Raw genomic sequence first — 15506 nt, forward strand, 5'->3', positions numbered from 1 at the left:
AGGACGGAGGCCCACGCGCCGTGACGCGTCGCAGCACCGCCGCGAGCCCGCAGGCCCGCGGCACCCTCGACCCGGTGGCCTGGCTGCTGGTCGCCCTCGTCGTGCTCGGGGTCGCCGCCGGCCGCGCGGTCGTCGGAGCCGAGGTCTACGGGGTGAACCCGGTGTGGGCGTCCGTCGGCGCGGGCTGTGCCGCGATCGTCGTGAGCAGCGGGTGGTGGCGGGTCGCGCTCGCCGTGCTCGTGCCCGCCTACGTCACCCTCAGCGCCGTGCTCGTCGGCTCGCCCGTCTTCGAGGCCGTCATGGTCGGCCTGGCGGGCGGCGTGGCCGCCCTGGGCGGTGCGTACGTCCTCGTGCGCACCGGGACCGACACCATCGACTCCCCGCGGGCCTTCCAGTGGCTCGCCCTGACCGCCGCGGTCGCCGGCGGCGCGATCGCCTCCGTGGGCATGCTGGTCGCGCTCGCCAACGACATCGACCCGCGCTTCGCGGTCGTCGCCGGCGTGGCCAACGCCTCGGCCATCCTGGTCTGGTGCCCGGTCCTGCTGCGCCGCAGCACGCGGGCGTACGAGCCCCTGCCGCCGCTGGAGACCGGCCTGCAGCTGCTCGTCCTCTCCGCCTCCACCGCGGTCGCGGTCGCGGTGGGCGGCTTCGGCACCGCGATCGCCAGCGCCGTCGTGCTGCTCACCCTGAGCTGGGCCGGCCTGCGCTTCGGGCTGCGCGTCACCTCCCTGCAGCTGGTGGCCCTCTCCCTCGTGGGCACCGCGGTCTGGCTCGTCGGCTCGCCGCTGCACTCCCTCAACATCGGCATCAGCGACACCCTCCTCCTCGACGTCGAGCGGTCGTGGTCGATCGGCGTCTTCGTCGCCCTCGCGGCCGTCTGGACGCTCCCGCTGGCCCTGATCGGCGACCGCCGGCGCGACGTCGAGATGGCGATGGACCACCAGCGCCACGCCCTCGACGCCACCCGCTCGCGGTTCGTGACCACGACGAGCCACGAGCTGCGCACGCCGTTGACCAACATCCTGGGCCGCCTCGACCTGCTGCGCGAGGGCGAGGCGGGGCCGCTGAACCCCGCCCAGCAGCACCTCGTCGACACCGTCGCCGAGAACGCGGGGCGCCTGACCGACCTCGTCGAGAGCATCGTCATCCTCAACCGGCTCGACGACCCGAGCACGCAGGCCCGGGTGCACCTGCGGCTCGACGAGGTCGTGCGCGACGCCGTCGCCCGCGAGCGCGCCAGCCGGCCCGACTCCCCCGATTCCCCCGTCGCCGTCCGCCTCGACCTGGACGAGGCCGGCACGGTCGCCGACGAGCGCACCCTGCACACCGCCGTGCGCCACCTCGTGCGCAACGCGCTCACGTTCGCCCGGACCGAGGTCGTCGTCTCCGTCTCGGACGACGGGGACCTCACCGCGCTCACGGTCGAGAACGACGGGCGACCGATCTCGCCGGACGAGCGGGACCAGATCTTCGACCCCTTCTTCCGCGGCGAGCGGGCCGAGCAGCAGGCGACGCCCGGCTGCGGCATCGGCCTGACCATCGTGCAGGTGGTCACCGAGCGTCACGGCGGCGAGCTGAGCGTGAGCTCGACCGAGGGGCGTACGCGCTTCCGCCTCGAGCTGCCCGCGCTCCCGGGCCCCGGGGGTCAGGACGCGCGCCGGGGGAACCGGGGTCCCGCACCGACCCCGACCCCGGAGGCCCCATGGACTGGACGCTCACGTCCCACGTCGTCTACCTCGCCGTCGCGCTCCCGCTGACGGTCTGGGTGGCGCGCACCCTCTTCGACAACGGCACGACGTTCCTCACCGAGGTGCTCGACCAGCGCGCCACGCTCGCCGCGGCCGTCAACCGGCTCCTGGTGGCGGGCTTCTACCTCGTCACCATCGGGTTCGTGCTGCTGTTCCTGCGCGCCGGCGGCCGGGTGGACGGCGTCACCGACCTCGTCGAGACGCTCAGCGTGAAGCTGGGCGTGGTGATGCTCGTCCTGGGGCTCGTGCACTTCGCGAACGTGCTGGCCTTCAACTCGGTGCGGCGCCGCCGGGCACCGGCCGCGTCGCCCGCCCCGGCCGGACCGGTCGCCCCGACGGACGCCTGACGCCGGACCTCAGTCCTCGCCCCAGATCACGGGCCACGCCCCAGACGTGGTGTTGGCCAGCACCGTCACCGTGGTGCCGCTGCCGGGGTGGTGGCGGGTACGCGCGGAGACCCCGGCGTCGCACCCCTCCAGCACCAGCGCGTCGTCGTCGAGACCCAGCCAGAAGCCGCGCCCGTAGCGCATGCCCTCGTCCTCGACCAGGCTGACCGGCTCGACGAGGCGGGCCAGGACGTCGGCCGACACGATCCGGTGCTCCGTCAGCGCCGACCAGAACCGGGCGAGGTCGCCGACGGTCGTCACGGCGCCGCCGTCCCCGCTGCCGACCACGGGCAGGTGCAGCGCGTTGGTGCGCGGACCCTCGTCGAGGTAGCCGGTGGCCACGTCGCCGGCCGGCTCGTCCATCCGGGGGTAGCCGCTGCGCGTCATGCCCGCGGGCGCGAACACCCGCTGCGCGACGAGGTCGGCGAACGGCGTGCCGCTGACGCGCTGCGCGACCAGGGCGAGGACGACGAATCCCGAGTTGTTGTACGCGAAGCGCTCCCCCGGCGCCGAGACCTGCGGCTGCGGGGCCAGCATCGGCAGGTACTCCTCCGTGTCGGTCAGCGTGTGCGCCGGCCTGGTCAGCACGTAGTGCGCCGGGTCGTCGTCCTCCGACTCGTCCAGGTAGTCGCCGATCCCCGACGTGTGGCTGAGCAGGTGGGCGACGGTCACGGCGTCGTCGACGAGCGGCAGGTCGGCGTCGAGGACGGGGCGCACCGGCGCGTCCAGGTCGAGCACGCCGTCGTCGACGAGCGCGCCCACCGCCAGCGCGGTGAAGCCCTTCGCGATGCTGGCCACGCCGAAGCGGTGCTCGGGCGTCGCGGCCACCTCGTGCGCGCGGTCGGCCAGACCGTACGCCCGTTCCAGCAGCACCTCGCCGCCGACGTCGACGCGCACCACCCCGCTGAGGCCGGTAGCGGTGGCGCGCTCGTGCAGGACCTGCGGGTCGTCGCTCTGGGGCATGGGCCGACGCTATCGTCGCGATCGCGTCCGTCTCCACCGATATCCGTCTCGCGGCCATGACGCCGGCACCTGCGGTGGAGGCGACGGCACCACGGTCCGGGCGAACCTCCTGGCATGACGATCCTGCTGTCCGACCCCCGGGTGCACGCCGTGCCGGTCCGCGAGTGCGGCGAGCCGCTCGTGACGCTGGGCCCGGCGTACGGCCCCGCCCGCGCCCGCGTCCGCACCGGCCTCGCCCGACGCCTCGCCCGCGCGGCCGCCGCACTGCCGGCCGGCGTCGGCCTGCGGGTGGTGGAGGGCCACCGCAGCGTCGCCGACCAGCGCGCGATCGTCGCGCGCTACGCCGCCGAGGTGCGCGCGGCCCACCCGCACGCCGACGCCCGCGAGGTCGAGCGGCTGACGAGCCGGTTCGTCGCGCCCGTCGCGGTCGCCCCGCACGTGGCCGGCGCGGCCGTCGACCTGACGCTCGTCGACGCCGCGGGACGCCTGCTCGACCTCGGCACCCCCATCGACGCCACCCCCGAGCAGTCCGGCGGCCGCTGCTACTTCGACGCGCCCGGCATCAGCCCGCGGGCCCGCGCGCACCGCGCGCTGCTCGCCGCCGTGCTCACCCCGGAGGGGTTCGTCAACTACCCCACCGAGTGGTGGCACTGGAGCCACGGCGACCAGTACTGGGCGCTCGCGACCGGGGTGGGCGCCGCCATGTACGGACCGGTCGGCAGCGCGGCCGGGGCGGCGGCATGAGCACCGTGGCGATGCGCCGCTCGGTGGCCCGGCCGGCCACGCGTCGGGTGCCGGCGGCCGACGACGACCTGCATCGGCGCGTGCCGGTGCTGACCGTCGACCTGGGTGCGGTCGCGGCCAACGTCCGCCTGCTCGCGGCCCGCGCGGCGGCGAGCGGCGCGGCGACCGCTGCCGTCGTCAAGGCCGACGGGTTCGGGCTCGGCGCCGCCGACGTGGCGCGCACCGCGCTCGCCCACGGCGCCAGCCGCCTCGGCGTCACCAGCATCGACGAGGCGCTCGCCCTGCGGGCCGCCGGCCTCGACGCGCCCGTCCTCAGCTGGCTCAACGCCGTCGACGCCGACTTCGGGTCCGCCCTCGACGCCGACGTCGAGCTCGCCCTGCCCTCGACCGCCCACCTCGCCGCGGTGGTCCGCGCGTGGCGCGCCCGTGCCCGTCGCGCGCCGGCGCTCGTGCACCTGCACCTCGACACCGGCCTGGCCCGCGACGGCGCCGCGCCCGAGGAGTGGGCCGCGCTGTGCCTGGCCGCCCGGCGCGCCGAGCGCGACGGCACCGTCCGCGCGGTCGGGGTGATGGGGCACCTGCCCGACGCCGACGCGGGCCCGCTCGCCGCCCCCGGCGCCGACCCGAACGCCGCGGGCCGCGACCGGTTCGCCGCGGGCCTCGACGAGGCGCGGGCCGGCGGGCTGCGCCCGGCGCTGCGCCACCTCGCCGCGACCGCCGCCACCCTGCGCGACCCCGCCACCCACCACACGCTCGTGCGGGTCGGCGCCGGCGTCGTCGGCATCGACCCGTCGGAGACGACGCCGTTGGCCGGGCCGGTCACGCTGACGGCCCCGGTCGTCACGGTCCGCGAGGTCACGGCCGGCACGCCCGTCGGGTACGGCGGCACGTGGCGCGCGCCGGCGCCCACCCGGCTCGCCCTGCTCGCCGTGGGGTACGCCGACGGCCTCCCCCGCACCGCGTCCGGCCGCGCGGAGGTCCTGCTCGGCGGACGCCGGGTGCCCGTGGTCGGGCGGATCTCGATGGACCAGGTCGTCGTCGACCTGGGACCGGGTGACCCCGGCCTCCGGGTCGCGCCGGGCGACGTCGCGACCGTCATGGGTCCGCCCAGCAGCGCCGCGCCGACCGTCCAGGAGTGGGCCCGCTGGTCCGGCCTCCTGCCCCACGAGGTCCTCACCGGCCTCGGCACGCGCCCCCGCCGCACCGTCCTGCCCGCCCCGTCCGACCCGTCCGCAACCAGGAGCCACCCATGAGCAGCACCACCTCCCCCACCCGCGTCGTCGTCATCGGCGGCGGCGAGAGCTGCGAGCACGAGGTGTCGGTCGCGTCCGCGGCGTCGGTGGCCCACGCTCTCGGCGAGGTCCGCGACGCCCTCGGCCGGGCCCGCTACGAGGTCGTCCCCCTCACCATCGGGCGCGACGGCACGTGGCGCGACCGCGGCGACCGTCCGGTCGGGCTCACGGGGGCGCTGCACGTGCTGCGTTCCGCGGACGTCGTCGTGCCCGTCGTGCACGGCCCACGTGGCGAGGACGGCACGCTGGCGGCCCTCTGCGACCTCGCCCACGTGCCGTACGTGGGCTCCGGCGTCGCCGCCGGCGCGCTGGCGATGGACAAGTGGGCCACCAAGCTCGTGGCCGAGGCCGTCGGCATCAGGACCGCGCCGGGGGTCCTGCTGACGCCGGCGGCAGCGGGGGCGTACGCCTTCACCCACCCGGTCGTCGTCAAGCCCGTGGCCGCGGGCTCGAGCCACGGCGTGACGCTCGTGCGCACCGCCGCCGAGCTGCCCGCCGCCCTCGCGGCCGCGTTCGCGCTCGACACCCGGGTGCTCGTCGAGGACGTCGTGGACGGTCGCGAGATCGACGTCGCGGTCCTCGCCACGGGGCCCGCCGGCGCCGAGCGCGTGGTCTCGCCCGCGCTGGAGATCGAGGTCGACGGGTTCTTCGACTTCGACGCCAAGTACGCCGGCGGCGCCCGCTTCACGGTGCCCGCGGCCCTGTCCGACGCCGACCAGGAGGCGCTCGAGGCGGCCGCGCTGCGGGCGTACGACGCCCTCGGCTGCCGCGGCGTCGCCCGCGTCGACTTCTTCCTCACCGCCGACGGGCCGGTGCTGAACGAGGTCAACACCATGCCCGGCTTCACCGCGGCCTCGCAGGTGCCGCGGATGTTCGCGGCCGCCGGTCTCGCCTACCCCGACCTGCTCGACCTGCTGGTGCGCGACGCGCTCGGCCTGTCCGTTCCGGTCGCCGCGTGAGGGTCGCCGGCATCGACCTGCTGCGCGGACTCGCCGTCGCGCTGGTCGTCGGGCGCCACGCGCTGCCCGAGCAGCTGCCGGGTGCCGGGGTCGTGGGGGTCGTGATGTTCTTCGCGCTCAGCGGCTACCTCATCACCGGGGTGCTGCTGGGCGAGCTGGACCGTGACGGACGGGTGCGCCTCGGACGGTTCTACGCCCGGCGCGCGCGACGTCTCGTGCCGGCGCTCGTCGTGCTCGTCGTCGGCGTCGCGCTGGTGACCCTGACGCTCGACCCCCTCGGCGACGTCGACGAGCTGCCCCGCACGGTCGTCGTCGCCCTGACCTGGACCGCCAACCTGCCCTTCGACCAGGGCAGCGACGCGACCTTCCACCTGTGGACCCTGGCGACGGAGGAGCAGTTCTACCTGGTCTGGCCCGCTCTCCTCGTCCTCGCCGTCGCGCGGCGGCGGGTCGGCACGGTGCTCGTGGTCGCCGCGGCCGGGTGCCTGCTGGCCTGCGTCGCGACCCTGGTGTGGCTGCGCGACGCCCCGGACCTGGCGTACGCCCTGCCCACCAGCTGGGCGGTGTGCTTCGTGATCGGCGCCGCCGCGCGCGTGCTGGTCGAGCGTCGGCCCGCGACCGCGCTGCCGACCCTCGCCGTGCCGGCCGCCCTGCTGGGGCTGGCCGTCCTCAGCGTGGTTCCCTTGCGGGGTCACGCGCTCACCTACCTGGCAGGAGGCCCCGCCATCGCCGCCCTCACCGTCGTGCTGCTGCTGGCGTGGCGCTCGTGGACCGACGTGCCCCGCGCGCTGGCTCCCCTGGTGGCGCTGGGCGTGGTGTCCTACGGCGCGTACCTGTGGAACTACCCGCTGACACTCTGGCTGCGGGCGGGCACGGGCACGGTCGAGCTGGCCGGTGCGATCGCCGCCGTGCTGACCGTCGTGGCCGCCACGCTCAGCTGGCGCTGCGTCGAGCGGCCGCTCGCCGCGCGGGGCACGCCGACGGCCGCCGGGCAGGTGGCGTCGTGAGCGGCCCGGGTGTGGTGCGGGTGGCCGACCGTCCCTGGACCCAGGCGCCGCGACCGGTGCCGACGACCGCGTCGGGCTGGGTGCCCGACGTCGTGATCGGCCTGGCCGTCCTCGTGTTCGTGCTGGCCGAGGTGCTGCGGTTCTCGTGGGTCCCGGCCGGCGAGCTGGCGACCTACGCCCTACCGGGGGTCGTCACGGCGCTCGCCGTCGCCCTGGCCCGGCACCTGCCGGGCGCGGCGCTCTCGCTGGTCTGGGCCGCCTGCCTCCTGCAGGTCGGGCTGGGGCTGCCGGTGCTGGCCGCCCAGCTCGCCGTCGCCGTCGTCGCGTTCGGCACCGCGCGCTGGGGCAGCCGGGCGACCGTGCTGGTCTCGCTCGCCTCCATCCCGGTGGCGGGCTTCGTCTTCGTCGCCGCGGCCCAGATCGGCTCGATCGACCAGATCCTCTTCGGCAGCGGCGCGACCAGCACGTTCCTGCAGCTGTACTACCAGCTCGGCGAGACGTGGCCCGTGACCCTGCTCGTCCTGTTCACCAGCGTCCTGGCGCTGCCGTGGCTCCTCGGCGTCGCGCTCCGCTTCGCCGACCGTGCCCGGGCGTCGCGGGTCTCGCAGGAGGCGGCGGAGGCCGACGCCGCCGAGGCGCACCGCGAGTCCGACCAGGCCCACGAGATCGCGCGGCTGCGCGACGACCAGGCGCGGATGGCCCGCGACGTGCACGACGTGGTGGGCCACTCGCTGGCCGTGATCCTCGCCCAGGCGGAGTCGGCGCAGTTCCTCCGCGGGGAGGAGCGGCTCCAGGAGACGCTGGCGACGATCGCCTCGTCGGCGCGCTCGTCGCTGCAGGACGTTCGCCAGGTGCTCGCGAGCACCGACGACACCGGCCTGCAGCAGTCGGCGCCGACCGCCGACGTGGCCGCGCTCGTGTCCGGGGTCCGCAGCAGCGGGTACGCCGTCGAGCACCGCGAGCTGGGACCCGTGCGGCCGCTGCCGCCCGAGCTCGCGACGGTGGCCCACCGCGTCCTGCAGGAGATGCTGACCAACGCGATGAGGCACGGACGCCGCGCGGACCCGATCATGGTGGAGCGCCACTGGCCGGACGGTCGGTGGCAGGACGAGCTGCGGATCGAGGTGCGCAACATGGTGGACGGCGCGGACGGCGGCGCGGTGGGACCCGACGACCCGACCGCCCGGTGGGAGGTCGAGACCCTGCCCATCGCTCCGTCCGACGGTTCGGGCCGCGGCGTCGACGGCATGCGCCGACGCCTGGCGGCCGTCGGCGGACGCCTCGACGTCCGCCTGCGCGAGGAGGACGGGGCGACGTCCTACACCGCCACGGCCTGGGTCCCCGTGCGCGCCGGGGCGGGTCTCGGGTGAGCATCCGCGTCGTGCTGGTCGACGACCAGGAGCTGTTCCGCGCGGGCGTGGCCGTGATCCTCGACGCCGCCGACGACATCGAGGTCGTCGGTCAGGCGGCCGACGGCTTCGCGGCCGTGCGCGTCGTCGAGGAGACCGAGCCCGACGTCGTGCTCATGGACATCCGGATGCCCGAGATGGACGGCGTGGAGGCGACCCGCCAGATCTTCTCCCCCGAGCGGGCCGCGCGCCGGACCCGACCGGTGCGCGTGGTCGTGCTCACCACGTTCAACCTCGACGACCGCGCCGCCACCGCGATCCGGCACGGTGCGAGCGGGTTCCTGCTCAAGGACACGACGCCGCTGATGCTGCGCGACGCGGTCCGCACGGTGCACACGGGCAACGCGGTGCTCGCCCCGCAGGACCTGGCGACGCTCCTGGACGGGCAGTACCGCGCGCCGGCGGCGCCGCCCGGTGCGTACCTCTCGCTGACCGACAAGGAGCGCGAGGTCTTCGGGGCGGTCGCCCGCGGCCGCTCGAACGCCGAGATCGCGGGCACGGTCTTCGTCAGCGAGTCGACGGTGAAGACCCACGTCGGGGCCATCCTGCGCAAGCTGGGTCTGCGCGACCGCGTGCAGATCGTGGTGTTCGCCCACGAGCACGGACTGGTGCGCTGAGCCCGACGTCCGCCGGCTCGGAGGTCACGGCCGCGCGACGGCGTCGCGCCGGGCGGCCACCATCGCCGCGGCCCCGACCGCGGGGCCCACGGCGAGGACCAGCAGCGTGAGCGTCCAGGACGCCTCGCGGGTCAGCCACGGCACGAGCGCGATCGTCACCACGGTCGTGAGGTAGCCCATCGCCATCTGCAGCGACAGGGCCGCGCCGACCGCGTCGGGCGGGGCCGCCTCGGTGACCATGGCGGAGAACTGCGCCGAGTCGGCGACCACCCAGAAGCCCCAGAACAGGCACAGCGCGACCACGACCGTCAGGGGCGCGGTCCGGTGGGTCAGGGCCAGCACCACCGCGGCGCCGCCGGAGCACACGAGGCTGACGAGCGCCGCCTCCGCCCGTCCCCGGCGGTCGCTGATCACGCCGCCCGCCAGGCAGCCGAGCGCCCCGGCCCCGATGGCGGCGAACGCGAGGACCGCAGCGGTACGCCCCGGCTCCTCGCCCGCCGCGACCCCCGGCACAGCCAGGAGGAACGCGCCCACGCCCGCCCACATCGCGTACAGCTCCCACATGTGGCCGACGTAGCCGAGGTTGGCGAGGGCGACGCGCCGCTCCCCCAGCGCCCGCAGCCCGGCACCGAGCCGGAAGGGTCGCGGTGGCGGTGCGTGCGGGCCGGGACGGCGCAGCAGCTGGGCGAGCAGCGCGGCGGCGAGGCCCGCGACGCTGGTCGCGGCGACGACGACGCGCCAGTCCAGCGCCGTCGCGGCGCCGACGAGGTGCGGCAGCGCGGAGCCGAGGGTCAGCGCGCCGATCACCGTGCCCATCGCCAGGCCCCGTCCGCGGACGAACCACGTCGCCACCTCCCGCAGCGCGGGCGGGTAGACGAGGGCCAGGAAGACCCCGGTGAGCAGTCGCAGCGGGACCGCGACGGCGAGACCGTCCGCCGCGAGGAGACCCAGGTTGCACACGGCGGCGCCGGCCGCCCCGAGACCGACCAGGCGCCGAGCGGGCACGGCGTCCGGCAGACCCAGCACCGCGGAGGCCAGCGCGCCCAGGACGAAGCCCACCTGGACCGCGATCGTGAGCAGCGTCGCGCCGCCCTCGCCCAGTCCCCACTCCCGGGTCAGCGGGCGCGCCACGAACGTCGCGGAGAACCACACCGACATGGCGAGGAGCGTCGTCGTGGCGATCACGGCGAGGGCCGCGCCGGACCCCCGCGGGAAGAACCTCAACACGTTGTGGAGGTTTGACGGAGGGAGACCGGGCAACACTGCACGTCATGCGCGCCGACCCGACGTCCCCCACGCACCCCACCGCGAGACGTCCCTCCCACGGCTGAGCAGCACCCACCCTGAAGAGGCGCCACCTCTTCGGGTGATTCCTGGGAAATCATCAGTTTCCCTTCTTACGATCGGTCGCCGGAGGCGACCACGCGGATCCGGGCCGCACCACGGCGAGGAGGCCGCACATGGTTGATTCTGCCCGCGAGCTGGAGCGCACCCCGCAGTCCGGCGCACCGCGCAGCGTCCGCCGCACCGATCCCGACGGACTGGCGCAGACCCTCGAGGGCTGCCTGGGCCGCCTCGACTCCCTCAGCGCGGCCGGCACGGCAGAGCGACTCGTCGAGGTGGCCGCGCTGTGCGCCCTGTCCTCCGGCGTCCGCGGCTGGTGGGTCGGCAGGGTCGACGGCGACCAGGTGCGGGTCGTGGGCCAGGGCGATGTGCGTCCGGGTCCGGAGGGCCCCGCTCACCGGGTCGTCCCGCTCGCCACGCTGCCGCTGCGATCCCTTACCGTCGACCCCGACCTCGCGGCCGCGCTCGAAGGAGGCTCCTTCGCGGGACCGTTCCCCGACACGCCGTGGCGCGCGGCGTACGCGGCCCTCGGCATCCGGTGCGCCGCCGGCGCGGGCGGCTACGACGACGACGCGCACCAGTGGCTGGTCGCGCTCGTCGACGACGGCACCGTGGACGTCCGACCGCTGCGCCTGCTCGTCACGGCCGCGGTGCACGCCGCCCTCGGCGTGCCCCTGCCCCGTCGGGCGGCTCACCAGCCGACGTACGGCACGGAGGGGTAGCCCGTGTCGAAGTGCATGTAGTCCGGCACGTCGATGTTCTGCCAGATCCAGCCCTCGTCCGCGAAGATCTGCCAGACCGTCTCGCCCTGCAGGATCTTGCCGGGCCCCGGCGTCCGCTCGTTGTTCTCGGGACCCGGGGTCCAGCAGCGGCACCGCAGGTCGACCCACGGGTTCTGCACCGGGTTGATGTCGACCGCTCGGCCGTTCGCGTGCGGCGAGTCGCCGAAGGGCGCGTTGATCTGGTCGGCGCGTCGACAGTTGTACGCAGACGTGTTGTTGGCCTCCAGGCTGGCGGCGACGTCGCCGTCGAAGACCTCGACGCCCTCCATCCTCTCGATCGGGAAGCCGGCCTCGTAGATGCGGTCGAAGATGCGTTGCGTCGTCTCGGCCGTGTCGTCGCGCACGACCAGGTGCCCGCGCTGGTCCTGGCCCGAGAAGTCCACGTAGTTCAGCTCGACGCGTCGCAGCTGCGTCCGCTCGCTCACCGGGCACTCCGGGCGCACCATCCCGGCGGCCACCATGGCGTTCCACTGGTCCTGCGGCACCTCGACGATGCGCGACGGCTCGGGGCCGGGCGGCTGCGCAGGCTCGGCCGGTGTGGTCGTCGACGGGGCCGTCGGGGTCGAGGGGGTCGACGGTGCGACGCTCGTGCTGGTGGTCGGCGCGTCCGCTGCGTCCCCGTCGTCCGCACCGTCGCCGCCCGACGCGCAGCCGGCCAGGACGAGCAGCAGAGTCGCCGCGGCGGTGGCCCGCCGGGCGCCGGTCGTGGTGCTCACCTGCTGGTCCCTCCCACCGTGCGCTCGTAGATCCGCAGGTGCCGCCCGTCGAACGTGCGTCGGCGGGCCTGCAGCCGCCAGCCCCGCCGCTCGTACAACGCGCCCGCCCCGCCGTCCTCGGCCGTGGCCAGGCACATCCGCGCGGCGCCCCGTCGTTCCGCGACCTGCTCGAAGTGGTCGATCAGGCTGCTCCCGGCGCCGCCCCCGCGGGCGCCGGGCTCGACGGCGACGTGCGAGAGCACGGCGACCGGGCCCGGACGGACCCGGGCGACCGAGCTGCCGTCCACGGTGGGCGCGACCTCGACCACGGTGCCGCCCGCGGCGCGGGGCCGGAGCCGGCCGGCGAGGGCGCGCAGCCGCACGACGAGACGCCGGCGGAGCAGGCCGGCCGCGAGCACGGGGTGCTGCAGCAGGGCCGGCAGGGCGGCGGCCAGCAGCGCGCGGAGGTGGTGCTCGCGCACCCAGCGCCGGTGGTGGTCCGTGGCCAGCACCCCGACCAGGTATCCCACCGGAGCGCCCTCGTCGTCGGTCGCTACCGTCGCGACGGCCTCGGGGCTGGTGACGAACGAGCGGTAGTAGCGCTCCAGCAGCGCACCGCCGAACCGGCCCACGACGTTGTCGGGGAAGGCGCGGCGGTGCAGGCGCACGACGACGTCGAGGTCCTCCACCGCCATGGGTCTGAGACGGACCGCGGCCCGGTGCCGCGTGGCCCTCGGCACGGGCCCGGCAGCGGGCGGCGCGGCATCCATGGCCCCGACCGTAGCGGTCTGGACCAGCGGACCCGGCCCGCACGCGGGGGTTTCGAGACGCTACGCGTGGGTAGGCACACTGTTCTGGTCTGACGACGGAAGGGGCGCCACCCGTGGGCGACTTCATCTCAGAACGGCGAACCCAGATCGCCTTTCACATGCTCCAACACCTCAACCTGGTCGTGCAGTGCGTCCTCGTCGCCACGGTGGTGGCGGTCGCGCTCGCGGTCGTGATCAACCGCTACCGGGCCCTCGAGCCCGTGGCGAACGCCGTGTCGGCCATCGGGCTGACGCTGCCGTCCTTCGCCCTCATCGGCCTGCTGCTGCCCCTGTCCGGGCTCGGCACGCCCACGGCCTTCCTGTGCGTCGTCTTCTACGCCGTGCTGCCGGTGCTGCGCAACGCGGTGGTCGGCCTCGCCGGCGTCGACCAGCACCTCCTGGAGTCGGCCCGCGGCATGGGCATGAGCCCGCTGACCGTGCTCTTCCGGGTCCAGCTGCCGCTGGCCTGGCCGGTGATCCTCGCCGGCGTGCGCATCTCGATGCAGATGTCGATGGGCATCGCGGCCATCGCCGCGTACGTCCTCGGCCCGGGTCTCGGGTCCTACATCTGGACCGGGCTCGTGCAGGCCGGCGGCGCCAACGCCCTCAACTACGCCCTGGTGGGCACCGTGGGCATCGTGATCGTGGCGCTCGTCGCCGACCTCCTGCTCCTCGCCCTGGGGCGAGCCACCGTCTCGAAGGGAATCCGCGTCTCATGAGCGAGTCCACCCAGCACCACCAGCAGGCCGACGAGAAGGGTTCCGCGCGCACCGTCAGCGGCGCCGAGATCCAGCTGAAGGACGTCGTCAAGCGCTACCCCGGCCAGAAGAACGCCGCCGTCAACGACCTCTCGATCACCGTGCCCGCGGGCGAGGTGGTCATGTTCATCGGCCCCTCGGGCTGCGGCAAGACGACCTCCCTGAAGATGATCAACCGCCTGATCGAGCCCACGTCGGGCACCATCACGATCGACGGCGACGACATCCGCGGGCGCGACGCCGACGAGCTGCGCCGCACGATCGGCTACGTGATCCAGGGCGGCAGCCTGTTCCCCCACCTCACCGTGGCCGACAACATCGCGGTCGTGCCCAAGCTGCTGAAGTGGGACAAGAAGCGGATCGCCGAGCGCACGGAGGAGCTCCTCGACCTCGTCGGCCTGGAGGCGGGCCGCTACCGCGACCGCTACCCGCGCGAGCTCTCCGGCGGCCAGCAGCAGCGCGTGGGCGTCGCCCGCGGCCTCGCTGCGGACCCGCCGGTGGTCCTCATGGACGAGCCCTTCGGTGCCGTCGACCCGATCACCCGCCAGCGCCTGCAGGACGAGATGCTCGGCATCCAGCGCGAGCTCGGCAAGACGATCGTCTGCGTGACCCACGACATCGACGAGGCGATCAAGCTGGGCGACCGGATCCTGATCTTCTCCGAGGGCGCGAAGATCGAGCAGTACGACACCCCCGAGAACGTGCTCGCGGCGCCGGCCAACGACTTCGTGGCCGACTTCGTGGGCGCCGGCTCCACGCTCAAGCAGCTCAGCCTCTCGCGGGTCAACGAGCTGAACTTCGTGGACTGGACGACCGCCCGCATCGGCGACGACGCCCAGGACGCCGTCCGTCGGGCCGAGGCCGCCGGCCAGGAGTGCGTGGTCGTGCTGGACGACCGCGGCCGACCGATCGCCTGGCCGTGGAACCGCAACCTGCGCCGCGCCTCGACGATCGACGTGAAGCGCCGCGAGGAGCTGGTGACGCTCGACGAGCGGGCCACGCTCAACGACGCGCTCGACACGATGCTCAGCTCGTCGCACGCCGGCGCGATCGTCACGGACGCCCGCGACAAGTACCTCGGGGTCGTGGACTTCGAGTCGGTCACCGCCCACATCCGCACGCAGGAGGCCGCGGCCCAGGAGGCGCAGGAGGCCCGCAGCGAGGAGGCGGCGTCGTGACCGACCTCGCCACCCCGCCCTCCACCTCCGCGAGCACCCCGGCCGAGGGGTCGGGCGGCTTCCGGACCTGGCTGTCGCGCAAGGGCGTCACGCGCGAGACGCTCGGCATGCTCGTCGTGCCGCCGCTGCTCATCGCCGCGGTCTTCGTGGGCTTCGTGATCTGGCGTCAGACCGCCGAGCTGGACTCCATCGAGGCCCAGCAGCTGCGCTGGAGCGAGATCGGCACCCTGTTCCGCGAGCACCTCGCGCTGACGGTCACCTCGGCGATCATCGTCGTCGCCCTGGCCGTGCCGCTCGGCATCGCCCTGACCCGCGGTGCCCTGCGCCGCGCCGCGCCGATCGTCGTGGCCGTCGCCAACGCCGGGCAGGCGGCCCCGTCGGTCGGCCTGCTGGTGCTGCTGTTCCTGTGGCTCGGCAGCGGCTTCTGGACCGCCGTCATCGGCCTCTCGCTCTACGGCCTCCTCCCGGTGCTGCGCAACACCATCACCGGCATCCAGGCGGTCGACCCGACGCTCGTCGAGGCGGCCCGCGGGGTCGGCATGTCGAACGTCGGCACGTTGCGGAAGATCGAGCTGCCCCTCGCGATCCCGGTGATCATGGCGGGCGTGCGCACCTCGCTCGTGCTGATCACGGGCACCGCTTCGCTGGCGTGCTTCATCAACGCCGGCGGGCTCGGCGAGATCGTGCAGACCGGCATCGCGCTGTTCCGCTTCTCGCTGATGGTCACGGGCGCGCTGCTGATCGCGTTGCTCGCGCTGTTCATCGAGTGGGTCGGCCGCCTGCTGGAGATCGCCTACCGACCGAAGGGGGTCTGA

At 75.0% G+C, this 15506-nt stretch carries 16 protein-coding genes; 12 read left to right on the forward strand and 4 right to left on the reverse strand.

The features are described from left to right. Nucleotides 1–20 precede the first annotated feature (20 nt). Together RDV89_RS06245 and RDV89_RS06250 are read left to right on the forward strand one after the other, a co-directional pair. The gene (locus RDV89_RS06245; protein WP_315732080.1) at nt 21–1757 is read left to right on the forward strand and encodes a sensor histidine kinase; all 1737 of its coding nucleotides are present in this window, start codon (nt 21–23) and stop codon (nt 1755–1757) included. Then, nucleotides 1703–2095: a hypothetical protein gene (locus RDV89_RS06250; RefSeq protein WP_315732081.1), complete on the forward strand. Its 393-nt coding sequence runs from the start codon at nt 1703–1705 to the stop codon at nt 2093–2095. The genes RDV89_RS06245 and RDV89_RS06250 overlap by 55 nt, the downstream gene beginning before the upstream one ends. 9 nt (nt 2096–2104) lie before the next feature. Here the strand turns inward: RDV89_RS06250 and RDV89_RS06255 are convergent, their stop codons facing one another. After that, nucleotides 2105–3097: a serine hydrolase domain-containing protein gene (locus RDV89_RS06255; protein WP_315732082.1), complete on the reverse strand. Its 993-nt coding sequence runs from the start codon at nt 3095–3097 to the stop codon at nt 2105–2107. Nucleotides 3098–3211: 114 nt separating this feature from the next. Here RDV89_RS06255 and RDV89_RS06260 point away from each other — a divergent pair, with 114 nt between their 5' ends. Genes RDV89_RS06260 through RDV89_RS06285 form a run of 6 tightly spaced genes read left to right on the forward strand, consistent with a single transcriptional unit; the run spans nt 3212 to nt 9125 of the window. Beyond that, on the forward strand, nt 3212–3841 hold the full coding sequence (locus RDV89_RS06260) for a M15 family metallopeptidase (RefSeq protein ID WP_315732083.1): 630 nt from the start codon (nt 3212–3214) through the stop codon (nt 3839–3841). After that, nucleotides 3838–5094 (forward strand): alanine racemase, encoded by a 1257-nt coding sequence (gene alr / locus RDV89_RS06265; RefSeq protein WP_315732084.1) that lies wholly within the window; start codon nt 3838–3840, stop codon nt 5092–5094. Before RDV89_RS06260 ends, alr begins: the two co-directional genes overlap by 4 nt. Continuing rightward, entirely contained in the window at nt 5091–6092 is a 1002-nt protein-coding gene (locus RDV89_RS06270; RefSeq protein ID WP_315732085.1) for a D-alanine--D-alanine ligase family protein, read from the forward strand. The genes alr and RDV89_RS06270 overlap by 4 nt, the downstream gene beginning before the upstream one ends. Beyond that, nucleotides 6089–7099 carry an acyltransferase family protein gene (locus tag RDV89_RS06275; protein WP_315732086.1) on the forward strand — a complete coding sequence of 337 codons (1011 nt, stop codon included), beginning with the start codon at nt 6089–6091 and terminating at the stop codon, nt 7097–7099. Before RDV89_RS06270 ends, RDV89_RS06275 begins: the two co-directional genes overlap by 4 nt. Next, nucleotides 7096–8469, forward strand: a complete 1374-nt coding sequence (locus RDV89_RS06280; RefSeq protein ID WP_315732087.1) for a sensor histidine kinase — start codon at nt 7096–7098, stop codon at nt 8467–8469. The genes RDV89_RS06275 and RDV89_RS06280 overlap by 4 nt, the downstream gene beginning before the upstream one ends. Continuing rightward, nucleotides 8466–9125, forward strand: a complete 660-nt coding sequence (locus RDV89_RS06285) for a response regulator (RefSeq protein ID WP_315732088.1) — start codon at nt 8466–8468, stop codon at nt 9123–9125. Before RDV89_RS06280 ends, RDV89_RS06285 begins: the two co-directional genes overlap by 4 nt. 24 nt (nt 9126–9149) lie before the next feature. Here the strand turns inward: RDV89_RS06285 and RDV89_RS06290 are convergent, their stop codons facing one another. Continuing rightward, entirely contained in the window at nt 9150–10352 is a 1203-nt protein-coding gene (locus RDV89_RS06290) for an MFS transporter (RefSeq protein ID WP_315732089.1), read from the reverse strand. A gap of 233 nt (nt 10353–10585) precedes the next feature. Between RDV89_RS06290 and RDV89_RS06295 the strand changes: the two genes are divergently transcribed. After that, nucleotides 10586–11191, forward strand: coding sequence for a hypothetical protein (locus tag RDV89_RS06295; RefSeq protein WP_315732090.1), 606 nt, complete (start codon nt 10586–10588; stop codon nt 11189–11191). On the opposite strand, the gene RDV89_RS06300 is transcribed toward RDV89_RS06295, so the two are convergent. Together RDV89_RS06300 and RDV89_RS06305 are read right to left on the reverse strand one after the other, a co-directional pair. Beyond that, nucleotides 11161–11967, reverse strand: coding sequence for a M15 family metallopeptidase (locus RDV89_RS06300; protein ID WP_315732091.1), 807 nt, complete (start codon nt 11965–11967; stop codon nt 11161–11163). The genes RDV89_RS06295 and RDV89_RS06300 overlap by 31 nt on opposite strands. Beyond that, nucleotides 11964–12641 carry a GNAT family N-acetyltransferase gene (locus RDV89_RS06305; RefSeq protein WP_315732092.1) on the reverse strand — a complete coding sequence of 226 codons (678 nt, stop codon included), beginning with the start codon at nt 12639–12641 and terminating at the stop codon, nt 11964–11966. The genes RDV89_RS06300 and RDV89_RS06305 overlap by 4 nt, the downstream gene beginning before the upstream one ends. A 233-nt stretch (nt 12642–12874) precedes the next feature. On the opposite strand from RDV89_RS06305, the gene RDV89_RS06310 reads away from it, so the two are divergent. The 3 genes from RDV89_RS06310 to RDV89_RS06320 are packed head-to-tail and all read left to right on the forward strand — an operon-like array spanning nt 12875 to nt 15506. Further along, nucleotides 12875–13474 (forward strand): ABC transporter permease, encoded by a 600-nt coding sequence (locus RDV89_RS06310; protein ID WP_315732093.1) that lies wholly within the window; start codon nt 12875–12877, stop codon nt 13472–13474. Further along, nucleotides 13471–14691: an ATP-binding cassette domain-containing protein gene (locus RDV89_RS06315; RefSeq protein ID WP_315732094.1), complete on the forward strand. Its 1221-nt coding sequence runs from the start codon at nt 13471–13473 to the stop codon at nt 14689–14691. The genes RDV89_RS06310 and RDV89_RS06315 overlap by 4 nt, the downstream gene beginning before the upstream one ends. After that, entirely contained in the window at nt 14688–15506 is an 819-nt protein-coding gene (locus RDV89_RS06320) for an ABC transporter permease (RefSeq protein ID WP_315732095.1), read from the forward strand. The genes RDV89_RS06315 and RDV89_RS06320 overlap by 4 nt, the downstream gene beginning before the upstream one ends.

Origin of the sequence: Nocardioides imazamoxiresistens, assembly GCF_032378595.1 — a bacterium.
GTDB lineage: Bacteria > Actinomycetota > Actinomycetes > Propionibacteriales > Nocardioidaceae > Nocardioides > Nocardioides imazamoxiresistens.